The 20237-nt window shown below is 69.6% G+C and carries 24 protein-coding genes; 15 read left to right on the forward strand and 9 right to left on the reverse strand.

Features of this window, described 5'->3' with window-relative positions; translation table 11 throughout:
- Window positions 1-4: 4 nt before the first annotated feature.
- The 3 genes from ACUTAG_RS08795 (at window position 5) to ACUTAG_RS08805 (ending at window position 1377) form a co-directional block, all read left to right on the forward strand.
- Window positions 5-220 (forward strand): SlyX family protein, encoded by a 216-nt coding sequence (locus ACUTAG_RS08795; protein WP_006387438.1) that lies wholly within the window; start codon window positions 5-7, stop codon window positions 218-220.
- Window positions 221-448: 228 nt separating this feature from the next.
- The gene (locus tag ACUTAG_RS08800; protein WP_006387437.1) at window positions 449-808 is read left to right on the forward strand and encodes a DUF4148 domain-containing protein; all 360 of its coding nucleotides are present in this window, start codon (window positions 449-451) and stop codon (window positions 806-808) included.
- 191 nt (window positions 809-999) lie between these two features.
- Window positions 1000-1377 (forward strand): hypothetical protein, encoded by a 378-nt coding sequence (locus tag ACUTAG_RS08805; protein WP_006387436.1) that lies wholly within the window; start codon window positions 1000-1002, stop codon window positions 1375-1377.
- Window positions 1378-1481: 104 nt separating this feature from the next.
- On the opposite strand, the gene ACUTAG_RS08810 is transcribed toward ACUTAG_RS08805, so the two are convergent.
- Window positions 1482-3776 carry an NADP-dependent malic enzyme gene (locus ACUTAG_RS08810; RefSeq protein WP_024070246.1) on the reverse strand — a complete coding sequence of 765 codons (2295 nt, stop codon included), beginning with the start codon at window positions 3774-3776 and terminating at the stop codon, window positions 1482-1484.
- 106 nt (window positions 3777-3882) lie between these two features.
- Between ACUTAG_RS08810 and ACUTAG_RS08815 the strand changes: the two genes are divergently transcribed.
- The 4 genes from ACUTAG_RS08815 to ACUTAG_RS08830 all read left to right on the forward strand — a co-directional run bounded on the left by ACUTAG_RS08815 (window position 3883) and on the right by ACUTAG_RS08830 (window position 7367).
- Entirely contained in the window at window positions 3883-4845 is a 963-nt protein-coding gene (locus ACUTAG_RS08815; RefSeq protein ID WP_006387434.1) for a LysR substrate-binding domain-containing protein, read from the forward strand.
- Window positions 4846-4883: 38 nt separating this feature from the next.
- Window positions 4884-5678: an AraC family transcriptional regulator gene (locus tag ACUTAG_RS08820; RefSeq protein WP_054504740.1), complete on the forward strand. Its 795-nt coding sequence runs from the start codon at window positions 4884-4886 to the stop codon at window positions 5676-5678.
- 96 nt (window positions 5679-5774) lie between these two features.
- On the forward strand, window positions 5775-6662 hold the full coding sequence (locus tag ACUTAG_RS08825; protein ID WP_054445712.1) for a DMT family transporter: 888 nt from the start codon (window positions 5775-5777) through the stop codon (window positions 6660-6662).
- Between the two features lie 3 nt (window positions 6663-6665).
- Window positions 6666-7367, forward strand: a complete 702-nt coding sequence (locus ACUTAG_RS08830; protein WP_047991727.1) for a B3/B4 domain-containing protein — start codon at window positions 6666-6668, stop codon at window positions 7365-7367.
- A gap of 22 nt (window positions 7368-7389) precedes the next feature.
- Here ACUTAG_RS08830 and ACUTAG_RS08835 read toward each other — a convergent pair whose 3' ends face one another.
- Entirely contained in the window at window positions 7390-7860 is a 471-nt protein-coding gene (locus tag ACUTAG_RS08835) for a MarR family winged helix-turn-helix transcriptional regulator (protein WP_006387429.1), read from the reverse strand.
- A gap of 188 nt (window positions 7861-8048) precedes the next feature.
- Between ACUTAG_RS08835 and ACUTAG_RS08840 the strand changes: the two genes are divergently transcribed.
- Complete coding sequence (locus ACUTAG_RS08840) at window positions 8049-9458, forward strand: MATE family efflux transporter (protein ID WP_026384157.1); 1410 nt, start codon at window positions 8049-8051, stop codon at window positions 9456-9458.
- A 10-nt stretch (window positions 9459-9468) separates the two neighbouring features.
- On the opposite strand, the gene ACUTAG_RS08845 is transcribed toward ACUTAG_RS08840, so the two are convergent.
- On the reverse strand, window positions 9469-10359 hold the full coding sequence (locus ACUTAG_RS08845) for a LysR substrate-binding domain-containing protein (protein ID WP_006387427.1): 891 nt from the start codon (window positions 10357-10359) through the stop codon (window positions 9469-9471).
- A gap of 125 nt (window positions 10360-10484) precedes the next feature.
- On the opposite strand from ACUTAG_RS08845, the gene ACUTAG_RS08850 reads away from it, so the two are divergent.
- Window positions 10485-10895 (forward strand): hypothetical protein, encoded by a 411-nt coding sequence (locus ACUTAG_RS08850; RefSeq protein WP_024070251.1) that lies wholly within the window; start codon window positions 10485-10487, stop codon window positions 10893-10895.
- A complete protein-coding gene (locus ACUTAG_RS08855) occupies window positions 10892-11662 on the forward strand; it encodes a sulfite exporter TauE/SafE family protein (protein ID WP_148316998.1) in 771 nt (256 codons plus the stop codon). Before ACUTAG_RS08850 ends, ACUTAG_RS08855 begins: the two co-directional genes overlap by 4 nt.
- A gap of 16 nt (window positions 11663-11678) precedes the next feature.
- On the opposite strand, the gene ACUTAG_RS08860 is transcribed toward ACUTAG_RS08855, so the two are convergent.
- The 3 genes from ACUTAG_RS08860 to ACUTAG_RS08870 form a co-directional block, all read right to left on the reverse strand.
- Window positions 11679-12488 (reverse strand): SDR family oxidoreductase, encoded by an 810-nt coding sequence (locus ACUTAG_RS08860; RefSeq protein WP_020926565.1) that lies wholly within the window; start codon window positions 12486-12488, stop codon window positions 11679-11681.
- Window positions 12489-12703: 215 nt separating this feature from the next.
- Window positions 12704-12856: a hypothetical protein gene (locus tag ACUTAG_RS08865; RefSeq protein WP_024070254.1), complete on the reverse strand. Its 153-nt coding sequence runs from the start codon at window positions 12854-12856 to the stop codon at window positions 12704-12706.
- A 144-nt stretch (window positions 12857-13000) separates the two neighbouring features.
- Window positions 13001-13888: a LysR family transcriptional regulator gene (locus ACUTAG_RS08870; protein ID WP_024070255.1), complete on the reverse strand. Its 888-nt coding sequence runs from the start codon at window positions 13886-13888 to the stop codon at window positions 13001-13003.
- A gap of 107 nt (window positions 13889-13995) precedes the next feature.
- Here ACUTAG_RS08870 and ACUTAG_RS08875 point away from each other — a divergent pair, with 107 nt between their 5' ends.
- Together ACUTAG_RS08875 and ACUTAG_RS08880 are read left to right on the forward strand one after the other, a co-directional pair.
- The gene (locus tag ACUTAG_RS08875) at window positions 13996-14898 is read left to right on the forward strand and encodes an alpha/beta fold hydrolase (protein WP_148317000.1); all 903 of its coding nucleotides are present in this window, start codon (window positions 13996-13998) and stop codon (window positions 14896-14898) included.
- 116 nt (window positions 14899-15014) lie between these two features.
- Window positions 15015-15347, forward strand: a complete 333-nt coding sequence (locus tag ACUTAG_RS08880) for a hypothetical protein (protein ID WP_148317002.1) — start codon at window positions 15015-15017, stop codon at window positions 15345-15347.
- Between the two features lie 34 nt (window positions 15348-15381).
- Here the strand turns inward: ACUTAG_RS08880 and ACUTAG_RS08885 are convergent, their stop codons facing one another.
- Together ACUTAG_RS08885 and ACUTAG_RS08890 are read right to left on the reverse strand one after the other, a co-directional pair.
- A complete protein-coding gene (locus ACUTAG_RS08885; protein ID WP_047991731.1) occupies window positions 15382-15918 on the reverse strand; it encodes a GNAT family N-acetyltransferase in 537 nt (178 codons plus the stop codon).
- Window positions 15919-15925: 7 nt separating this feature from the next.
- Complete coding sequence (locus tag ACUTAG_RS08890) at window positions 15926-16498, reverse strand: helix-turn-helix domain-containing protein (RefSeq protein WP_035183043.1); 573 nt, start codon at window positions 16496-16498, stop codon at window positions 15926-15928.
- A 130-nt stretch (window positions 16499-16628) separates the two neighbouring features.
- Between ACUTAG_RS08890 and ACUTAG_RS08895 the strand changes: the two genes are divergently transcribed.
- From ACUTAG_RS08895 to alkB, 3 genes are all read left to right on the forward strand, one after another.
- On the forward strand, window positions 16629-18173 hold the full coding sequence (locus ACUTAG_RS08895; protein ID WP_054473072.1) for a phospholipase D family protein: 1545 nt from the start codon (window positions 16629-16631) through the stop codon (window positions 18171-18173).
- A gap of 141 nt (window positions 18174-18314) precedes the next feature.
- On the forward strand, window positions 18315-19010 hold the full coding sequence (locus ACUTAG_RS08900) for a 2OG-Fe(II) oxygenase (RefSeq protein WP_006387417.1): 696 nt from the start codon (window positions 18315-18317) through the stop codon (window positions 19008-19010).
- A 1-nt stretch (window position 19011) separates the two neighbouring features.
- Window positions 19012-19671, forward strand: coding sequence for a DNA oxidative demethylase AlkB (alkB, locus tag ACUTAG_RS08905; protein ID WP_148317004.1), 660 nt, complete (start codon window positions 19012-19014; stop codon window positions 19669-19671).
- 11 nt (window positions 19672-19682) lie between these two features.
- On the opposite strand, the gene ACUTAG_RS08910 is transcribed toward alkB, so the two are convergent.
- Window positions 19683-20225, reverse strand: a complete 543-nt coding sequence (locus tag ACUTAG_RS08910) for a carboxymuconolactone decarboxylase family protein (protein WP_006387415.1) — start codon at window positions 20223-20225, stop codon at window positions 19683-19685.
- Window positions 20226-20237: the final 12 nt, after the last annotated feature.

Genomic DNA, 20237 nt, shown 5'->3' on the forward strand with positions numbered 1-20237 from the left:
CGCCATGGAAAATCCGCAAGACATCGAACGCCGGCTGCTGGACCTGGAAGTCAAGGCCAGTTTCGCCGACGACCTGCTGGAACAGTTGAACCAGATCATCGTGCGCCAGCAACAACAGATCGACCGCCTGCAACGCGAGGTGGCCGAGCTGCGCCAACAGGCGCCCGAAGGCGCGGCGCCGTTCCGCAGCCTGCGCGACGAACTGCCGCCCCATTACTGAGCTGGGCGTCTCTCGCGCTGGCAATATGGCGACAGCTATCGTCGCCATAAATGGCGACTAACTACCAATAATCGCCATTTCTTTCCATTGGTGGAAAAATCTTTTACCGATACCAGGGTTTATCCGTAAGCCGTTTGCGCGCACTATGGAGCCATCGGGAAACAACAACGAACCACGACGGATAGGCCGCCGGATTCGCTCCCAGGCTTCTGAAATCGGAGATTCACCATGAAAAAGACCCTTGCTTCCGCCCTGCTGATGTCCCTGGCCGCCCTGAGCGCCGGTGCCTACGCCTCGCAGAACATCGAACCGAACAACGTGCCCTTCCAGGGCGTCTACGGCACCCCTTATGAAGGCCCGACCCGCGCCCAGGTGCAGGCCGAACTGGCCGCCGCCAAGGCCGCCGGCCAGGTTTCGAACGTCGAACCCAACGACGTGCCCTTCCAGGGCGTGTACGGCGCGCCCCAGTCTGGCGTGACACGCGCCCAGGTCGAAGCCGAACTGGCCAGCGCCAAGGCGGCCGGCCTGGTCTCGAACGTCGAACCGAATGACCTGCCGTTCTCGGGCGCCTACCATCGCGCCAACTGATCGGCCGACGATTTACCCCTCCCCTTGTTGTACCTTGGCCGCCCTTGCCGGGCGGCTTTTTTTGCGCCCGCACAACCCGGCGAGCATGCGACCGCGGCGGATCGAGACAAGAAACGGGCGCTTCGCGTACCATCGGACCTGACCATCAAAAGGCTGTCCGCGCAGCCGTGACAACAATGAGGGAGTCCGCAATGAAAACCATCCGTCTAATCGCTTTCGCGCTCGCCGCCGGCGTCACTGCCGGACCGGCCCTGGCGGCGCCCGCCGTCATGCTGAACAATGCCCTCATCACCCAGATTTCCAAGGCCGACAAGCCCGCCTTCCACCAGGCCGTCGCGGATGCGTTGAACAATGCCGCCGATGGCCAGAGCGTCAACTGGTCGAGCACGCCCAAGCGCAAGGCCGCGCCGATCACGGCCAAGATCACCCCGCTGCAGACCAGCAAGCTGTCCGGCGACCGCACCTGTCGCCTGCTGGAAGGAGATTTCGCCCGCACCAGCACCACCGAAACCTGGAAGTTCTGGTTTTGCAAGCAACCGGACGGCACCTGGAAGGCCAGCTCGAACTGAGCATCGCGGCCCTTGCATCGGCCAAAGAGAACGCCCGCTACATCCCAGGATGAAGCGGGCGTTTTGCCATCCGGCCGCGCCCCTGGGGCGGGCCGGCAGCCGCTTCAGCCTTCGACGCGGTTGGCGTCCAGCACCGTCATGGCCGTCATGTTGATGATGCGGCGCACGGTCGAACTGGAGGTCAGGATGTGCACCGGAGCATTCGCGCCCAGCAGGATCGGGCCGACCGCCACGTTGCCACCGGCCGCCGTCTTGAGCAGGTTGTAGGCGATGTTGCCGGCGTCCACGTTCGGGCACACCAGCAGGTTGGCCTCGCCCTTGAGCGTGGAGGACGGCAGGATGCGCAGGCGCAGCGCTTCATCGAGCGCGCAGTCGCCGTGCATTTCGCCGTCGATCTCCAGTTCCGGCTCGGCTTGGCGCACCAGTTCCAGCGCGCGGCGCATCTTGGCGCCCGAGGCCGAGCTGCCCGAACCGAAGTTCGAGCGCGACAGCAGCGCCACCTTCGGCGCCAGGAACATGCGCTGCATTTCCTTGGCCGCGGCGATGGTGAATTCGGCGATCTGCTCGGCCGTCGGTTCGTCGTTGACGTGCGTGTCCACCAGCACCACCGTGCGCTCGTTGAGCAGCAGGATGTTCATCGCGGCGTAGACGTTGGCGCCCGGCCGGCGGCCGATCACCTCGTCGACGAAGCGCAGGTGATCGTGATACGCGCCGACCGTGCCGCAGACCATGCCGTCGGCATCGCCCAGGTGCACCATCATCGCGCCGATCAGCGTCAGGCGGCGGCGCATTTCCACGCGCGCCATCTCCTTGGTGATGCCGCGGCGGCACATCAGTTCCCAATACGTGGTCCAGTACTGGTGGAAGCGTTCGTCGTATTCCGGGTTGGTGACTTCGACATCCTCGCCCAGGCGCAGGCGCAGGCCGAATTTCTCGATGCGCGACAGCAGCACGGCGGGACGGCCCACCAGGATCGGGCGCGCCAGCCCTTCGTCGACGATGACCTGCACGGCGCGCAGCACGCGTTCGTCCTCGCCTTCGGTGAAGACGATGCGCGATTTGCCGCCGCCCCGCACGATGCGCTTGGCCGCCGAGAACAGCGGCTTCATGAAGGCGCCGGAGTGGTACACGAACTGCTGCAATTGTTCTTCGTAGGCTTCCAGGTCGGCCAGCGGACGCGTGGCCACGCCGCCTTCCATGGCGGCCTTGGCCACCGCCGGCGCGATGCGCACGATCAGGCGCGGATCGAACGGCTTGGGAATCAGGTACTCGGGGCCGAACGAGATGTCGTAGGTGCCGTAGGCCGCGGCCACCACCTCGTTCTGCTCTTCCTCGGCCAGCTCGGCGATGGCATAGACCGCCGCCTTTTCCATTTCACGCGTGATCGTCGTGGCGCCCACATCCAGCGCGCCGCGGAAGATGTACGGGAAGCACAGCACGTTGTTGACCTGGTTCGGGTAGTCCGAACGGCCCGTTGCCATGACGACGTCGTCACGCACGCCGTGCGCCACTTCCGGCAGGATTTCCGGCGTCGGGTTGGCCAGCGCCAGAATCAGCGGGCGCGGGCCCATCTTGGCGACCATCTCGGGCTTGAGCACGCCGCCGGCCGACAGGCCCAGGAACACGTCCGCGCCCTCGATCACCTCGGCCAGCTTGCGGGCGTCGGTCTTCTGCGTGAAGCGCGCCTTGTCCGGGTCCATCAACACGGTGCGGCCTTCGTAGACCACGCCTTCGATGTCGGTGACCCAGATGTTTTCCAGCGGCAGGCCCAGGTCCACCATCAGGTCCAGGCAGGCCAGCGCGGCCGCGCCAGCGCCCGACGTCACCACCTTGACCTTGTCGATGTCCTTGCCCACGACCTTCAGGCCGTTGATGAAGGCGGCGGAAACGGTGATGGCGGTGCCATGCTGGTCGTCATGGAAGACGGGGATCTTCATGCGCTCGCGCAGCTTGCGCTCGACGGTGAAGCATTCCGGCGCCTTGATGTCTTCCAGGTTGATGCCGCCGAAGGTGGCTTCCAGGCCGGCGATGATCTCGACCAGCTTGTCCGGGTCGGTCTCGTTGATCTCGATGTCGAACACGTCCAGCCCGGCGAATTTCTTGAACAGCACCGCCTTGCCTTCCATCACCGGCTTGGAGGCCAGCGCACCGATATTGCCCAGGCCCAGCACCGCGGTGCCGTTGGAGATCACGCCCACCAGGTTGCCGCGGCCGGTGTAGCGGAACACATTGGCCGGGTCCGCCACGATTTCCTCACAGGCCGCCGCCACCCCGGGCGAGTACGCCAGGGCCAGGTCACGCTGGTTGACGAGCGGCTTGGAGGCCACGACGGAGATCTTTCCCGGGGTGGGAAACTCGTGGTAATCCAGAGCGGCCTGGCGGTCGGATTGCGAATTCATGGGGCGGCGCCTCCTAGTCTTGAACAGGGAAAATTCTAGGTCGGCGGGCATAAGGCGATCATTCAGATTTAATATTGTCACATCACCTTTTTCTTATGGCTTGTCTATGACGCCGTTTTCCCCGGACGAGGTTATCCGGAAACTGACCTCGCGGCTGAAGATGCGCCACCTCATGCTGCTGTTACAAATCGAGCAGCACGGCTCGCTCACCCGAGTGGCCGAGCACATGGCCACCAGCCAGCCGGCGGTGACCAATGCGCTGGCCGAACTGGAAAGCATGTTCGACGTGCCGCTGTTCGAACGCTCGGTGCGCGGCATGACGCCCACGCCGCTGGGCGCGGTGGTGCTGGCGCGCGCCCGCGCGCTGGTGCACGACCTGGGGCACCTGGTGCAGGAAATGGAAGCCGTGGCCGCCGGCCATGCCGCGCACCTGCACATCGGCGTGATCCCGTTCGTGTCGGGGCAATTGCTGTCGGCCGCCATCGCCCGCACCATGCCGCAAGGACGCGGCATCACCGCCACCATCCACGAGGGCCAAGGCCCGGCCTTGCTGCGCCAGTTGCGCGACCACACCCTGGACGTGGTGGTGGGCTGGGCGACTCCGTCGGTGGACCTGGGGCAGATCGACTTCGAAGTGCTCTACCACCAGCCGCCGCGCCTGATCGCCAGCCGGCGCCTGGCCGCGCGGCTGGGACGCACGCGGCTGGAGTGGAACATGCTGGCCGACCTGGACTGGATCCTGGGCACGCCGGACAGCCCGATCCGCGAACAGGTGGCCGACATCTTCCTGCGCGCCGGCCTGGCGCCGCCCACGCCGTCGGTGCAAAGCGATTCGTCCAAGCTGATCGGCGAAATGATCGTCGCCAGCGACCGCGCCGTGTCTATCCTGCCGGCCGACATCGCCGATGAACTGGTGCGTATCGCCGGCGCGGCGATCGTGCCGTATTCTTTCGACTGGACCCTGCCGCCGATTTCGCTGTTCACCCGCGCCGACGGCTTGCGCCGCAATGTCGACGCCCTGTTCGCGGCGGCCTTGCGCGAGGTCTTCAGCCGTAACGGACGGGCCTAACCGGCCCGCCAAGATACCGACACACAACGGAATCCGCCATGCACGCCAACCAATTCGTCATGCAGCGCAGCGCCCTGGCCGGCGTGCAGGCGGTGGCCGCGCGCAGCGCCCGGACGTTTGCGCGGCATACACACGAGCAGTTCGGCATCGGGGTGTTGCGGCTGGGAGGCCAGGCCTCGCACAGCGGCCGCGGCCAGGTCGAGGCCGGCCCGGGCCAGGTGATCACCGTGAACCCCGGCGAGGTGCACGACGGCGCGCCCATCGGCGGCGAACGCGCCTGGCAGATGCTGTACCTGGATCCGGCGGTGGTGGCCGAGGCGGTGGACGGCCTGCCGACCGGGGCCGGCTTCGAATTCGAGCATCCGGTGCTGGACGCGCCGGCGCTGGCGGCGGACCTGCTGGCGCTGTATGCGCAGGTCACCGCCGCCGCCGAGCCGCTGGCCTGCGACACGCTGCTGCTGCGAGTACTGGCGCGCGCCGGCCGCCAGGGCGCCCGCGAGCCCCAGCCCGGCGCTCCCGCCGCCATCCGCCACGCGCTAGGCCTGATCGATGACGCGCCCGCCGCCGCGCTGTCGCTGGCCGACTTGGCCCGGGCCTGCGGCCTGAGCCGCTTCCAGGTGCTGCGCGCCTTCCACCGCGCCACCGGCATGACGCCGCACGCCTACCAGGTGCAGCGCCGCCTGCTGCTGGCGCGCCACCTGCTGCGCCAGGGGATGGCGCTGGCCGACACCGCCGCGACCGCCGGCTTCTCCGACCAGAGCCACATGACGCGGCTGTTCTCGCGCGCCTATGGCCTGTCGCCCGGCCGCTACGCTTTGGCCGCTGCGCACTGAGGGCCTTGGCAAGCGCGACCGCGCTGCAATTTCGTTCAAGACCGCAAGCGCCGGCCGCGCCTACGCTGCGGCCTTGTCCCGACTCCGTCCCTCTCCATGAACCGAACCCAAGGGTATGCCTGCCTGGCCGCCGCCATGGCGCTGGTGGGCAGCACCGTCGTTGCCAGCAAGATCATTGCCGCCGGGCTGCCGCCCTTCACCGCCACTGCCATGCGCTTTGCGCTGGCGCTGCCCTGTTTCGCGCTGCTGGGCTGGCTGGCCGGCGCGCGCCTGCCGCGCCTGGACCGGCGCGACTGGCTGCTGCTGGCGGCGCAGGCCATCGCCGGCAGCGTCGGTTACACCACCCTGCTGATCGCCGGCCTGCGGCGCACGTCGGCGGTGGACGGCGGCGTCATCCTGGGCACCCTGCCGCTGGTGTCGGCCGCGGTCGCCATCGCGGTGCTGGGCGAGCGGCCGGGCAAAGCCACGCTGCTGGCCATCGCCACGGCGGCGGCCGGCGTCTGGTTGATGACGCACGGCGATGCGGCATCTGGCGCCGGCTCCTGGATCGGCAATGCGCTGGTGTTGGGCGCGGTGCTGTGCGAGGGCCTTTTCATCCTGCTGCAGAAGCGGTTGCGCGCGCCGGTGCCGCCACTGGCGCTGTCGACCTTGATGTGCGCCATCGGCCTGGCCGTGTGCCTGCCGGCCAGCCTGGCGGAAGCGCCCTGGACGCTGGCGCTTTCCGCCGAGGCGCTGCTGGCGGTAGCCTATTACGCGCTGGTGCCGACCGTGGCCGGCTTCGTGCTGTGGTACGCCGGCGCCGAGCGTGTCGCAGGGTCGGAAGCCGCCCTGTTCACCGCCATCGCGCCGGTATCGGCCGTCCTGCTGGCGGCGCTGCTGCTGGACGAATCCATGTCGGCGCGCCAGCTCGCGGGCATGGCCTGCGTGCTGGGCGCCGTACTCATCCTGGGCCGGACCCGCAAACCGGCCACCGTTGCGAGGTAATCCATGCTGTTCCGCCACGCGAGCGCCATCTGGCGCGATTATCCCCAACTGTCCGCCGGCGCCCTGCACGTGCGCGGCATTCATCGGCACGCCGGGGTCGGCGACCGGGCCGCACCGTTCCTGGAGCGCGCTCGCCTGCGGCTGGCAGGCGCCAGCGAATCCGACCTGCCGGAAATCCAGGCCTGGCGCCGCGCCTTTGCCAGCATGGGCATCAAGCCCACCCAGTACCGCTGCGCCTCGGAAGCGCTGCTGCGCCGCCTGCGCAAGGAAGGCTCGATGCCGCCGCTGCATCCGCTGATCGAACTGTGCAACGCGGTCTCCATGGCCTACGCCATCCCGGTCGCGGTGCTGGATGCGCAGCGCCTGGGATCGGCGCTGGAGGTGCGTTACGCCGACGGCACCGAGCGGTATCTCACGTTCGGCGGCGACACCGAGCATCCGGAACCAGGCGAAGTGACCTATGCCGACCCCGAAGGCCGCGCGCACGCCCGCCGCTGGACCAATCGCCAGAGCGGCCTGTCCGCGGTGCATGACGACACGCGCGAGGTGCTGATCGTGGCCGAGGCCCTGCATGACGGCGCGGCGCGCGACATCGCGCGGCTGACCGGGGAACTGCGCGCGGCGCTGGCCGAGGTGTGGCAGGCGCCGCTGCGCCATGCGGTGCTGGATGCGCGCGCGCCGGAATTCGAGGTGCGACGGGAATGAACCGGCCCGCGCCGGCGCCGCGTCAGCCGCGACTGAAGGCCAACGCGAAGTCGTCGGAAAAGATGTCGGCAAGGGATTGGCGCAAGGCGGCGGCGCGCTCCGCGCCATAGGCGGCTTCGAAGCGGCGCTGCGCGTCTTTCCACAGGCGCTTGGACTCGGCCAGTTTGTCGCGCCCGGCATCGGTCAATGCCACGCGCCGGCTGCGCCCGTCACGCTCGTCACGCGCCATGCGCACGTAGCCGTCGCGCTCCAGCGGCTTGAGATTGTGCGCCAACGCCGAGCGGTCCAGCACCATGGCGCGCGCCAGGTCGGTCATCGAGGGCGTGCCGGCGCGCGCGATATGAACCAGGATCGAATGCTGGGATACCTTCAGGCCGCAGGGCGCCAGCACCGTGTCGTACAGCTGCGAAACGCGCCGGGTGGCCTTGCGCAGGGCGGCACCGTTGCAGACCAGCGGGTCCTGGGGAATGGCGGAGGAATCGGCGTCGGACATAGCGGATACGGACGGCAAAAGGAAAGGCGCGCGGGAAAGGCGCACGCCAGCGGGCAGGTTCACCGGACGAACCGGGCGCGGCAAGTCCATAACGCTACTGCCGCGTGCCGTCCCAGTCCAGCCCGATGTTGACATATATTGGCATATGCACGTAAATTTTACGCACCCTTCCCTCCGGCCGCCAGATCATGTCCGCCACTTCCGCCGCCACGCCTCGCCCCGCCAACGCGCGCCTGCAGGCGATGCTGCACGCGCCGATCGCGCCCACGCTGGCCCGGCTGGCCTGGCCCAATATCCTGATGATGCTGGCGCAGTCCGCCACCGGCCTGATCGAAACCTGGTTCCTGGCGCGCCTGGGAACGCCGGTGCTGGCCGGCGTGGCGCTGGTGGTGCCGGTACTGATGCTGATGCAGAACATGTCCCAGGGCGCGATGGGCGGCGGCATTTCGGCGGCCGTCGCCCGTACCCTGGGCGCGGGACGGCAACGGGAGGCCGACCAGCTGGTGCTGCACGCGGTCGTCCTGAACGCCGCGCTCGGAATCGTATTCTGCGCGCTGCTACTGGCGTTCGGGCCGCAGTTGTACCGCGCCCTGGGCGCCGATGGCGCAACGCTGGACGCGGCGCTGGCCTACTCCAACGTCATCTTTGGCGGCATCGTGCTGATGTGGCTGATGAACGCCTTTGCCAGCGTCATCCGCGGCACCGGCAACATGCTGGTGCCGGGCGCGGTGATCTGCGGCGGCGCGGCGCTGCTGGTACCGCTGTCGCCCTGCCTGATCTTCGGCTGGGGACCGTTTCCGGCGCTGGGGGTGGCGGGAGGCGGCTGGGCATTGGTCACGTACTACGCGGCGGGCACCTTGGTGCTGGGCGGCTATTGCCTGAGCGGCCGCAATGCCGCGCGGCTGACGCGCAGCCGCCTGCACCTGAGCCTGATGCGCAGCATTCTGCGGGTGGGCGCGCTGGCCACGCTCAACCCCTTGCTCACCAACGGCTTGGTGGCATTGACGGTGGCGCTGGTCGGCGCCCACGCCGGCACCGCGGCGGTGGCCGGCTACGGCATCGCGGTACGGCTGGAATACCTGATGATTCCGCTGGCGTTCGGCCTGGGCGCGCCGATGGTGGCGATGGTCGGCGCCAACATCGGCGCCGGCCAGCCGGAACGGGCGCTGCGCATCGCGCTGACCGGCGGCGCCATGGCGTTCGCGCTGGCCGAGGTCATCGGCCTGGCGGCGGCGCTCTTTCCGGAAGCGTGGCTGCGCCTGTTCGGCGCGCAGGACCATATGCTGGCCGCGGGCGCCGCGTACCTGCGTATCGTGGGTCCGGTCTACGGCTTCTTCGCGCTGGGCTTTTCGATGTATTTCGCCTCGCAGGGCGCGGGACGCTTGAAGTGGCCGCTGTGGGCCGGCGTGCTGCGCCTGGCCATCGCAATCGGCCTGGGCGGCGCGGTGCTGCGCCTGACAGGGTCGCTCGCGGGGTTCTTCGCGGTCGCGGCGCTGGCCATGGCGGTGTACGGGCTGGTGATCCTGGCCGCCGTGGCATCGGGGTCGTGGTTCGAACGCGGCCATCTGCGCCGGCCTGGCGTGCTGTCCCAACGCTGAGCCGCGCAGGCTACGACCGCGGCGCGTCGCGCAGCGCGTAGGCGACCAGTTGCTGGGCGTAGGCCGGCAGTTCGCCGCGCACGCACAGCACCAGGTCGCGCCTGGCCCAGTCGTCCGCCAGCGCGAGGCGCCGCACGCCCGCCGCGCGGCCATGGCGCACGGCGGCGACGCGCGGCATGATGGCGATGCCCACGCCCTGGCCCACCAGGCGGCAGACCGCATCGAAACTGCGCAGGCGCACCCGGTACGACAGTACCTTGCCGCCGCGGCGCGCGTGGTGGGCGATGTGTTCCTGCAAGGCGCTGCCCTCGACCAGGCCGACGAATTCCTCGTCCGCGACGTCTGCCAGCAGCGCCGTCTCGCGGCCCGCCAGGCGATGGTCCGGCGGCACCACCAGCGCCAGCGGATCATGGCGAAAACGCGCCACCTGCAGGCCCTGCAGGTCGGTCGAATCGGCCAGCACGCCGATGTCGCAGGTGCCGGCGCGCAGGGCGTCGGCGATTTCGTAGCTGAGGCGCTCTTGCAGATCCACCGACACGCGCGGGTGATCCTTGAGGAAGTCGCCCAGCACGGCCGGCAGATATTCGCTGAGGGCGGTGGTGTTGCACAGCACCCGCACATGGCCCTTGAGCCCCTGCCCGTAATGATCCAGCTCGCCGCGCATCCGGTCCATCTGCGCCAGCACCAGGCGCGCGTGATGCGCCAGCGTGCGCCCCGCCGGCGTGGCCTGCACGCCGCGGTGCTCGCGCAGCAGCAGCGGCACGCCCAGCGTTTCCTCCATGCCGCGGATACGCTCGCTGGCCGACGCCAGCGTCATGTGCGAACGCCGCGCGCCGGCGGTGATGGAACCGGTTTCCTGCACATTGAGGAAGAGCCGCAGATCGGTAAGGTCGAAGCGCATGGCAAAAAGCGTAGCACGCCAGGCTCAGGCGCTTCCATAGGCTGCCTACGCCAGATCCCGATAGGGAGACGCCGCGCCACGGGCGCAGAATGGCGCCATCCATCATCGAAAACGGGGGTTTTCCAATGACACATGCCATCACCGGCCGCGCGGCCAGCGCCTGGTGCGCGGCGCTGCTCGCGGCGCTGGCGCTGCACTCCTCAGGCCGGGCCGAAGCCAACAATGCCCTGTCGGCCTATGCCACGCCGGTGCAGAAGTATGCGCTGGCGCTGGAGGCCCAGACCCAGGGCGACTACCCCGCCATGCTGGCCTGGTTGCGGGCGGCGGCGCGCGAAGGCCACGCACCGGCCCAGCGCATGCTCGGCATTGCATTGATCGGCGGTCCGGCCCTGTACGGCGCCGGGCAGCCCGCCGACCTCTGCGAAGGCCGCCAATGGCTGCTGCGCGCAGCCGGCCAGGGCGCGGGCGACGACGTCGCCTACGCCTTGTTCGGCCGGCCGCGCGACGCGCTGACCGCGCACTGCGAGGCCGCATGAGCGCCAACGACCTGCTGGGCGCGGGCACGCCCGCGTTGCTGGCCGCGACCGCCGCGGTATTCGTGCTGGCCGGCGTGGTCAAGGGCGTGGTCGGCCTGGGCCTGCCGACCATTTCCATGGCCATGCTGGCGCTGATCATGGCGCCCGCGCAGGCCGCCGCGCTGCTGATCGTGCCGTCGCTCATCACCAACCTGTGGCAGGCGCGGCCGTGGCCGACGTTGATGCGGCTATTTCGCCGCATCGCCACCCTGCAGGCGGGCGTCTGCGCCGGCACCCTGGCCGGCGCCGCATGGTTCGGCGCCCCCGCCGGCCATTGGGCCAGCGTGTGCCTGGGCGTCGCCCTGGTGGCGTATGCGGCCTGGGGGCTGTTCGGCACGCCGCCCGCGGTGCCTGCGCGGCACGAGGGCGCGCTGGGCGCCGTGGTGGGCACGATCACCGGCCTCATCACCGCGGCTACCGGCGTGTTCGTGATTCCCGCCGTGCCCTACCTGCAAGCGTTGAACCTGGACAAGGACGGCCTGATCCAGGCGATGGGCATCTCGTTCACAGTGTCCACCGTCGCCCTGGCGGCGGGCCTGTGGCTGAACGGCAGCTATACGCCAGGCGCCGCGGGCGCCTCGGTGTTGATGCTGTTGCCGGCCCTGGCCGGCATGGCCCTGGGCCAGTGGCTGCGCGGCCGGCTGTCGGCGCGCGCCTTCAAGCAGTGCTTCATGGTCAGCCTGGCGCTGCTGGGCGCCTACCAGGTGGCGCAGGGCCTGGCCGGGTAGGCGCCCTGGCCGGGCGTCAGGCGGCCAGGCGCCGTTCGTCGACGAAGCCGATCGACACGGACATCTCGCGCCAGCGCGCCAGCTCCTGCTGCACCGACTGGATCTTGCCGCGCGCCTGGTCGAAGGCGTCGCGCCCCAGGAACAGATGCAGCGGGGCGTACTGCGCCTGCGCCGCCTGGATCAAGGCGCGCGCCGCCTTGGACGGGTCGCCGGCGGCGGGATGCCCCAGGCCGGCGCCGGCCTCGGGATGCGCCCCCTCCGCCCGCGCCCGCATCGCGCCGGGGTAGACCAGCGACACGCGCACGCCGTGCGGCGCGGCTTCCAGGGCCAGCGTTTCGCTCAATCCGCTGACGGCGAACTTGGCGGCGCTGTAGGCGCCCCAGCCCGCGCTGCCGCCATCGAACCCCAGGATCGACGAGATGTTGAACACATGGCCGCCGCGCTGCGCCCGCAGCCGCGGCATCACCGCGCGCACCACGTTCAGCACGCCGAAGACATTGATGTCGAAGCTGTCGCGCAGCTCGGCGTCCGACAGGGTCTCCAGCGCGCCGGCCAGGCCATGGCCGGCGTTGTTGACCACCACGTCGATGCGGCCGAACGCTGCCACGGTGGTGTCCACCGCGCGGCGCACATTGCCCTCGTCGGCCAGGTTCACTTCCAGCGGCAGGAAGCGGCCTTCAAGCTTGGCGCCCACCGCGTCCATCAGCGCATCGACGTCGCGCGACGTGGCCGCGACCTTGTGGCCCTGGTCGAGCAGCATCCGGACCAGCGCCAGGCCCAGCCCGCCGGAGGCGCCCGTCACAAACCAGATTTTTTCGGTGCTCATGCGATCTCCCTCTGCTTGCGGCGGCCGGCAACACGCCGGCGGCCCGCTGGCGGCCACCGATTCACGCGGAATACATCGCCCCCAAGCGTGAGAGGAAGTGTAGGAATCGCGCATCGGGCCGAACAGGCTCGTTCTTGCGTGAAACCTGCCTATTTCTACGGGTTTGCCGGACGGGGCGGTCGCGGCGCCCCGTCCCCGGCGGCCGGGCCCGGATATCAGCCCAGCGCGCTGCGGTAGTGTTCGCTGTCAAAGCTCGGCGCGCTGTCGGCCGGCGCGGCATCGGCCGCCGGCACGACGGCGGGAGCGGCGGCATCGACGCCGAAAAGGGAGAGTTCAGCGGTGACCAATGCAAGCAGAAGATTCGCCATGATGATTCCTTTGAGTCAAATGCCCAGACCGGCGGCGGTTGCGCCGGTCTTATATAAGACATGGGGCTCATATTGCTGGGCGCGATGGCGCGCGTCCATTTGGTTTACTCAATCAGGGCGATTGAGGGAACGCAAGGCCGTGGCTCAGCCGGCGAAGCGGCGCCGCTGGCCGGTCTGCCGCACCGCCGCCACCAGCGCCCGCGCCACCGGCTCGGCCGAACGCGCGAAGGCATAGAAGCGCGCATTCGGCAGCGCCGGCATGCCTTCTTCGCGCGACAGCGCCCGCAGCCCGGGCCGCAGCTGGCTGCGCGCCACCGGGGCCACCGCGAAACCGGCCTGCGCGGCCGCCAGGCAACCGGCCATGCTGCCGCTTTCGAATGCCGGCGACCACGCCCGCCGCGCCTTGCCCAGCGCCGCGATCGCGGCTTCGCGGTAGACGCAGGGTTCGGGGAACACCGCCAGCGGCACGCGTTCGCCGGGAAGCCAGGCCTTGTCTTCGCCCCAGGCCCACACCAGTTCCTCTTCCCACAGCAGTTCGCCCTCGTCGCGCACGCGCGAGCACTGCTTGCCGAAGACCACGTCGAGCTTGCCGCGCGCCTGCTGGCGCAGCAGATCCGCCGTCACGCCCACCTTCAGCTCGATGGACGCCCCCGGATGCGCGCGATGGAATGCCTGCAATACCTCGGCGAGCCAGGCGCCGGCGAAGTCTTCCGAGGAACCGATGCGCAAGCGGCCCTTCAGGCCCGCGCCGCTCAGCCGGGCGCGGGCCTCGCGCTCGAGCTCGACGATGTTGCGCGCGTAGGCGTACAGCGTTTCACCGGCGGCGGTCAGTTCGAAACTGCGCGTGGTGCGTGCCAGCAGGACGGCCCCGGCGGCCGATTCAAGGCGCTTGATGTGGCCGCTGACCGCCGATGGCGTCAGCGCCAGCGCGTCCGCCGCCAGCGCGAAACCGCCGTGGTCCACGACCTCGAGAAAGGTGCGCAGCAGTGTCAGGTCCAGCACGGCGCCGGGGGAAGTCGGGAGGGTGTCCATGGAGCGGAATCAATACACGATTCTTTGATAATAAACCCGGATTATTCACCAATCATGATTACCCGTGCCGCTATCGTGGAACTCCCGACATCCCCGGACACGGCGCCATGCCCTCTTACTCCACGATCCACACTCCCCTGCTCGAAATCGCTTATCTCGAATGGAATCCCGCCGGCCGCCGCAGCGCGGTGCTGCTGCATGGTTGGCCCGACAGCCCGGCCGGCTGGGGCCCGGTAGCGCAACGCCTGGCCGCCGAAGGCTACCGGGTGCTGTGCCCGGCGCTGCGCGGGTTCGGCCCGACCCGCTTCCTGGACCCGGCCACGCCGCGCAGCGGCGAACTGGCGGCGCTGGGCCGCGACCTGCTGGACTTCATCGCCGCCCTGGGGTTGGAGCAACCGCTGCTGGTGGGCCACGACTGGGGCGCGCGTGCCGCCGCCAACGCCTGCGGCCTGGACGCGGGCGTCGCCGCGCGGCTGGTGCTGCTGTCGGTTGGCTACGGCACCAACGATCCCGCGCAGGCCCTGCCGCTGCCCCAGGCGCGCAGCTACTGGTACCACTGGTTCATGGCCACCCCGCGCGGCGCCGCCGCCGTGCGCGACGACGCGCGCGGCTTCACCCGCTACCTGTGGGACACCTGGTCGCCGCCTGGCTGGTACACCGAGCAGGAATTCGCCGAGGCCGCGCAGGCGTTCGACAACCCCGACTGGGCGGCGGTGGTGTTGCACTCCTATCGCCACCGCTGGGGCCTGGAAGCCGGCGACCCAGCCTATGCGCAGGATGGCGCGCGGCTCACGCCGGCGCCGCGGCTGGCCGTGCCGACCCTGGTGCTGCATGGCGGCGCCGACACCTGCAACCAACCCGCCACGTCCGAAGGCAAGGCGCATTACTTCAGCGGCCGCTACGAACGCCGGGTGCTCGATGGCGTGGGGCATTTCCCGCAGCGCGAGGCGCCGCAGGCGGTGGCCGCCGCCATCCTGAACTTCGTCGCCGCGCCGGCGTCGCCAGGCTGACGCGGCGAGCCGGCGCCGCGCAGGAAAACGGGGAATGGCGGATAATCCGCCTATTTCCCGCCCACGGGCGGCGGTTTCCCGCCGGCGCCCGCGCCTGGCAGCATTCGGAGTCAGCTATGTATCGCGGCATTGAAGCGATCGAACAATTCATGGTGTCCATCGGACTGACCTGGCAGCCCGGCCGCACCGAGAGCGCCGAACTGCGCGCCAGCTACCGCATCGGCAACACCCGGCCGCTGGGCATCGATCGCACGCTGGTGGAATTCCACTGCGATGCCAAGCGCCCCAAGGTCTGGGTGCCGGAATTCTCGCGCACCAGCTTCCACCAGTGGTTCGAAGTGCCGTTCCAGGAGTTCGAATTCACGCCGGGCGGCTCGATGCTGAAGATCAAGGCCGCCGCGCGCGGCAATGCCCCGCCCTACAGCGTGGGACTGAAGCCGCTTGCCTGAACGGCCTTGCCCGCCCGGCCGTCTCCGGGCCCTCCTAGAGCGCCTTGTACATGATGGTCGTGCCGTCCAGCCTGGACGGATCGCGCGCGTCGCGGGCGAATCCCGGAATCACCCCCACGGTGTGATAACCCAGCGAGGCGTAGAGCGGCTCGGCATTGTCGCCGGTCCGCGTATCCAGCGTGATCAGGCTGCGCCCGGCCGCCACGGCCGCGGCCTCCGCCGCCCGCATCAGCGCCCGCGCAATGCCCTGGCGCCGGAAATCGGGATGCACCATCAGCTTGCGGATCTCGGCGCGATGCGGCTGGTTCGGCGGCGTGTCGCAATCGAGCTGCACCGAACCGGCGATACGGCCGTCCTGCCACGCCACCAGCAAGGCCAGGCGGCCGGCCGCCAGCGGCGGCAGCACCTTGTCGCGCCAGAAGGCCTGCGCCTCGTCGATCGAATACGGCAGCACGAAACTGATGCTGGCGCCGTCCTGCACACAGGCATGCAAGAGCGCGCCCAGCTCGGGCAAGCGATCGCGCGCCTGGTCGGCGGACAGGGAGGTCAAGGCAGGCAGGCAGGGAGACATGGCGGACTCAGATGATGAACAGCAGGTAGCGGGCGCCGCTGTGCGGCGGGGTATCGAAGGCGCTGGCGCCGTAAAGCTGGTATCGCAGGCAATCGCCGCGCGCCAAAGTATGGGACTGGCCGTCGACGCGGACCGACAGTTCGCCTTCCAGCATGACCAGATGATGTTCAAGTCCGGCGCGCGGCGAATGCTCGTAGGCAATGTGGGTGGCCGCGGGGAGTTCGCAGGCCAGCACTTCGCCGGCCAGCTTCTGCGAGGGCGGCGAGACCGAGCGGCGCCGGAAGCCCGTGCCGCCATCGACCCACAGCGCCTGCGCCGCGCTCGGCACGAGCGGGGTGAAGTCGTCTTCGACCATGCGCATCAGGCGCGACATCGTCATGCCGTAGGCCCCGCACAGCTTGCCCAGCACGCTGGCGGTGGGACTGACCTCGGCATTTTCCAGGCGCGACAGCGTGGCGCGGCTGACGCCGGCGCGCCCGGCCAGTTCGTCCAGCGACCAGCCGCGTTCGACACGCAGCGTTTTCAGGCGATCGGCCAGGCGTTGGTCCAGGTCGGCTTCGGGAGCGAATGAATTTTCCATATTCGGGAATTTATCCCATATATGGAAATACATCAACGGTGCCCGCTGGCGGGCCACGCGAATGCGTTCCTGCCTGCGACGCAGCCGAGCCCTTCGACGGCCATGGCGACAATTCGGCACAATACGGCCCATGCCTACCCTCCGTTTCCTGTCCATGACCGCTCTGTGCCTTGGCATTCTCACCGGCTGCGGGCTGCCGCCCCGGGCGACGACCAACCCGACCCAGGCGCTGGCGCCGGACGTGGCGCGCGACACGCCGCTGGGCCGGGCCATTACGCCGCTGGCGGCCGAACACCCCGGCAAGTCCGGCATCCACGCGCTGGCCGACGCCCACGACGCGTTCGCCGCGCGCATGATGCTGGCGCGCACCGCGCAACGCAGCCTGGATGTGCAGTACTACATCTGGCACGACGACATGACCGGCACCATGCTGATGGAAGCCCTGCACGCGGCGGCCGACCGCGGCGTGCGGGTGCGCCTGCTGCTGGACGACAACGGCACCTCCGGACTGGACACGGTGCTGGCGGCCATGGACGCGCACCCGAACATCGAGGTGCGGCTGTACAACCCCTTCGCGGTACGCTGGCCCAAAGCCATCGGTTACCTGACCGACTTCCGCCGCCTGAACCGGCGCATGCACAACAAGTCCTTCACCGCCGACAACCAGGCCACCATCGTCGGCGGCCGCAACATCGGCGACGAGTATTTCGGCGCGGCCGAAGGCGTGCTGTTCTCCGACCTGGACGTGCTGGCCGTGGGCCCCGTGGTGCAGGACGTCTCAAGCGACTTCGACCGCTATTGGGCCAGCCAGTCGGCCTATCCCGTGGTCGGCCTGCTCAAGCCCGCCGGCCCTGACCAGCTCGCTGCGCTGGCCCGGCGGGCGGCCGCCGTCGAGCAGTCGCCCGCGGCGGCGGCCTACGCCGAAGCCATGCGCCAGCTGCCCTTCATCCAGCAGCTGTTGCGCGGCGAGCTGGCCCTGGAATGGGCCCCGACCCGCATGGTGAGCGACGATCCGCGCAAGACCCTCGGCACCGCGCCGGCCGACGCCATGCTGTCGCACCAGTTGCACGACATCATCGGCACGCCCGCCACCGACGTGGAATTGGTATCGCCCTACTTCGTGCCCACCGCCAGCGGCACCGCCGCCTTCGCGGCGATGGCGCGGCGCGGGGTCAAGGTGCGGGTCCTGACCAACGCGCTGGAGGCCACCGACGTGGCGGTGGTGCATTCCGGCTACGCCACGCGCCGCCGCGAGCTGCTGGCGGCCGGGGTCGAGCTGTTCGAGATGAAGCGGCAGGCGGGCGAGATCGGGCGCAACAAGAGCCTGGGACCGTTCGGCAGCTCCGGTTCCAGCCTGCACGCCAAGACCTTCGCGGTGGACGGGCGCGGCGTATTCGTCGGGTCGTTCAATTTCGATCCGCGCTCGGCCCGCCTGAACACCGAACTGGGCTTCGTCATCGACAGCCCGACCTTGGCGCGGCACATCGCCACGGCCTTCGACCAGGACATCCCGCGCAATGCCTATCGTGTCTGCCTGGACGACCAGGACCGGCTCTACTGGCTGGAGCAGCGCGAAGGCCGCACGATCCGGCACGACACCGAGCCCGGCACCACCGCCTGGCAGCGGTTCTCGGTCTGGTTCGTGTCGCTGCTGCCGATCGAGTCGCTGCTGTAGTCCGGCCGCAAGCGGCCGTCCAAGCCAACACGCAGGTTGCCGGACAGGCCACGACGCGGGCGGCGGAGCAAATTACGGAGTTCACGCCGGCCGCGCCGGCGGTAGACTGGATATCCACCGACTTCCCGCCCCGCTTTTCCCATGAGCAAGCTCGACACCCTGGACTGGACCCGCATCGCCGCCGACCTGGACGCGCGCGGCCACGCCGTGGTCGCCGGCCTGCTCACGCCCGCGCAATGCCAGGCGCTGGCGGCCGGCTACGACGACGAGCACCGCTACCGCAGCCGCATCGTCATGAGCCGCCACGGTTTCGGCCGCGGCGAGTACAAATACTTTGCCTATCCCTTGCCGCGCCTGCTGCACAATTTGCGCACCGCGCTGTATCCGCGGCTGGCGCCGATCGCCAACCGCTGGAACCGGCAGATGGGCATCGCGGTGCAATATCCGGCCGAGCATGCCGCCTTCCTGGCGCGTTGCCACCAGGCGGGCCAGCGCCGGCCCACGCCGCTGATTCTTCGGTACGGAGCCGGCGACTACAACTGCCTGCACCAGGACCTGTATGGCGAACATGTGTTCCCCTTGCAGGTCGCGGTGCTGCTGTCGCGGCCGGACGAAGACTTCACCGGCGGCGAATTCGTCATGACCGAAACCGACAGCGCCGGCCAACGCGCCGAGGTATTGCCGCTGCGCCAGGGCGATGCGCTGGTGTTCACCGTCAACCAGCGACCCGTGGCCGGCGCGCGCGGCTGGCGACGCGTGGCCATGCGCCACGGCGTCAGCGCCTTGCGCGGCGGCCGGCGCCACACGCTCGGCGTGATCTTCCACGACGCGACCTGACATGGGAACCAGCCTGAACCTGTTTGACGACGAAGAGATCGCGCAGACCGGCCTCGAGCGCATCGGCGCGCAGTCGATGGTGCTGCGCGGCTACGCGCTGCCGGCGGCGCGGGCGCTGCTGGCCGGCGTCGACACGGTGCGCCGCCAGGCGCCCTTTCGCCACATGGTCACCCCCGGCGGCCTGCCCATGTCGGTGGCGCTGACCAACTGCGGCCGCCATGGCTGGACCAGCGACGAACACGGTTACCGCTATACGCGCGAGGATCCGCTGTCGGGATTGCCCTGGCCCGCCATGCCCGAGGCCTTCGACACGCTGGCGCGCGCGGCCGCGCTGGCGGCGGGCTTTCCCGGCTTCGCGCCGGACGCCTGCCTGGTCAATCGCTATCAACCGGGATCGCGGCTGTCGCTGCACCAGGACAAGGACGAGCGCGACTACGGCGCCCCCATCGTCTCGGTGTCGCTCGGCATGCCGGCGGTGTTCCTGTTCGGCGGCCACGCGCGCGGCGATCGCGCCGTGCACGTGCCGCTGTTCCATGGCGACGTGGTGGTGTGGGGCGGCGTCGACCGGCTGCGCTATCACGGCGTGCTGCCGCTCAAGGACCGCCCCCATCCCACGCTGGGCAGCGTGCGGATCAACTTCACCATCCGCCAGGCTGGCTGAAGCGGCCCGCCTCAGGCGGCGCGCAGCGCCACCTTGGGAAAATCCACCGGCACGTCGAAGGCGACGTTGACGTAGTTGGTGAACAGGTTCAGCGCCACATGCGCCAGCAGTTCCACGATCTCGCCGTCGTCGAAGCCCGCCTGGCGCAAAGCGACGACGTCGGCATCATTGACCTGGCCGCGGCCGCGCACCAGCTTGAGCGCGAACGCCAGCGCCGCCGCGGTGCGCGGATCGTCGGCCTGTCCGGCCTGGGCGGCGGCCATCTGCTCGGCGCTGGCGCCGGCCTTGCGGCCGAGCGCGGTGTGCGCGGCCAGGCAATATTCGCAGCGGTTGCTGTCGGCTACCGCCACGGCGATCTTCTCGCCGAGCTGCGGCGACAGCGTGCCGCCGCCGAGCGCGCCGAAGGCGGCCCACATGCTGGCCAGGGCCGCGGGCGAATTGGCCACCGCGCGGAACATATTGGGGGTGGCGCCGAACGCCCCGTGGATCTGGCGCAGCAGATCCTGGCTGGCGGCCGGAGCGGTGGCGGTGTCGAGCAGGGGTACACGGGACATGATGGTTTCCTT

It is taken from the genome of Achromobacter sp. CSND-B12 (assembly GCF_052906545.1).

Coding starts and splice junctions, on each gene's coding strand:
- ACUTAG_RS08820 (WP_054504740.1), top strand. CDS start 4,884: ATGCACGCCAACCAATTCGTCATGCAGCGCAGCGCCCTGGCCGGCGTG.
- ACUTAG_RS08795 (WP_006387438.1), top strand. CDS start 5: ATGGAAAATCCGCAAGACATCGAACGCCGGCTGCTGGACCTGGAAGTC.
- ACUTAG_RS08875 (WP_148317000.1), top strand. CDS start 13,996: ATGCCCTCTTACTCCACGATCCACACTCCCCTGCTCGAAATCGCTTAT.
- ACUTAG_RS08805 (WP_006387436.1), top strand. CDS start 1,000: ATGAAAACCATCCGTCTAATCGCTTTCGCGCTCGCCGCCGGCGTCACT.
- ACUTAG_RS08890 (WP_035183043.1), bottom strand. CDS start 16,498: ATGGAAAATTCATTCGCTCCCGAAGCCGACCTGGACCAACGCCTGGCC.
- ACUTAG_RS08810 (WP_024070246.1), bottom strand. CDS start 3,776: ATGAATTCGCAATCCGACCGCCAGGCCGCTCTGGATTACCACGAGTTT.
- ACUTAG_RS08870 (WP_024070255.1), bottom strand. CDS start 13,888: ATGGACACCCTCCCGACTTCCCCCGGCGCCGTGCTGGACCTGACACTG.
- ACUTAG_RS08850 (WP_024070251.1), top strand. CDS start 10,485: ATGACACATGCCATCACCGGCCGCGCGGCCAGCGCCTGGTGCGCGGCG.
- ACUTAG_RS08815 (WP_006387434.1), top strand. CDS start 3,883: ATGACGCCGTTTTCCCCGGACGAGGTTATCCGGAAACTGACCTCGCGG.
- ACUTAG_RS08860 (WP_020926565.1), bottom strand. CDS start 12,488: ATGAGCACCGAAAAAATCTGGTTTGTGACGGGCGCCTCCGGCGGGCTG.
- ACUTAG_RS08840 (WP_026384157.1), top strand. CDS start 8,049: ATGTCCGCCACTTCCGCCGCCACGCCTCGCCCCGCCAACGCGCGCCTG.
- ACUTAG_RS08825 (WP_054445712.1), top strand. CDS start 5,775: ATGAACCGAACCCAAGGGTATGCCTGCCTGGCCGCCGCCATGGCGCTG.
- ACUTAG_RS08895 (WP_054473072.1), top strand. CDS start 16,629: ATGCCTACCCTCCGTTTCCTGTCCATGACCGCTCTGTGCCTTGGCATT.
- ACUTAG_RS08845 (WP_006387427.1), bottom strand. CDS start 10,359: ATGCGCTTCGACCTTACCGATCTGCGGCTCTTCCTCAATGTGCAGGAA.
- ACUTAG_RS08800 (WP_006387437.1), top strand. CDS start 449: ATGAAAAAGACCCTTGCTTCCGCCCTGCTGATGTCCCTGGCCGCCCTG.
- ACUTAG_RS08855 (WP_148316998.1), top strand. CDS start 10,892: ATGAGCGCCAACGACCTGCTGGGCGCGGGCACGCCCGCGTTGCTGGCC.
- ACUTAG_RS08835 (WP_006387429.1), bottom strand. CDS start 7,860: ATGTCCGACGCCGATTCCTCCGCCATTCCCCAGGACCCGCTGGTCTGC.
- ACUTAG_RS08910 (WP_006387415.1), bottom strand. CDS start 20,225: ATGTCCCGTGTACCCCTGCTCGACACCGCCACCGCTCCGGCCGCCAGC.
- ACUTAG_RS08880 (WP_148317002.1), top strand. CDS start 15,015: ATGTATCGCGGCATTGAAGCGATCGAACAATTCATGGTGTCCATCGGA.
- ACUTAG_RS08830 (WP_047991727.1), top strand. CDS start 6,666: ATGCTGTTCCGCCACGCGAGCGCCATCTGGCGCGATTATCCCCAACTG.
- ACUTAG_RS08900 (WP_006387417.1), top strand. CDS start 18,315: ATGAGCAAGCTCGACACCCTGGACTGGACCCGCATCGCCGCCGACCTG.
- ACUTAG_RS08865 (WP_024070254.1), bottom strand. CDS start 12,856: ATGGCGAATCTTCTGCTTGCATTGGTCACCGCTGAACTCTCCCTTTTC.
- alkB (WP_148317004.1), top strand. CDS start 19,012: ATGGGAACCAGCCTGAACCTGTTTGACGACGAAGAGATCGCGCAGACC.
- ACUTAG_RS08885 (WP_047991731.1), bottom strand. CDS start 15,918: ATGTCTCCCTGCCTGCCTGCCTTGACCTCCCTGTCCGCCGACCAGGCG.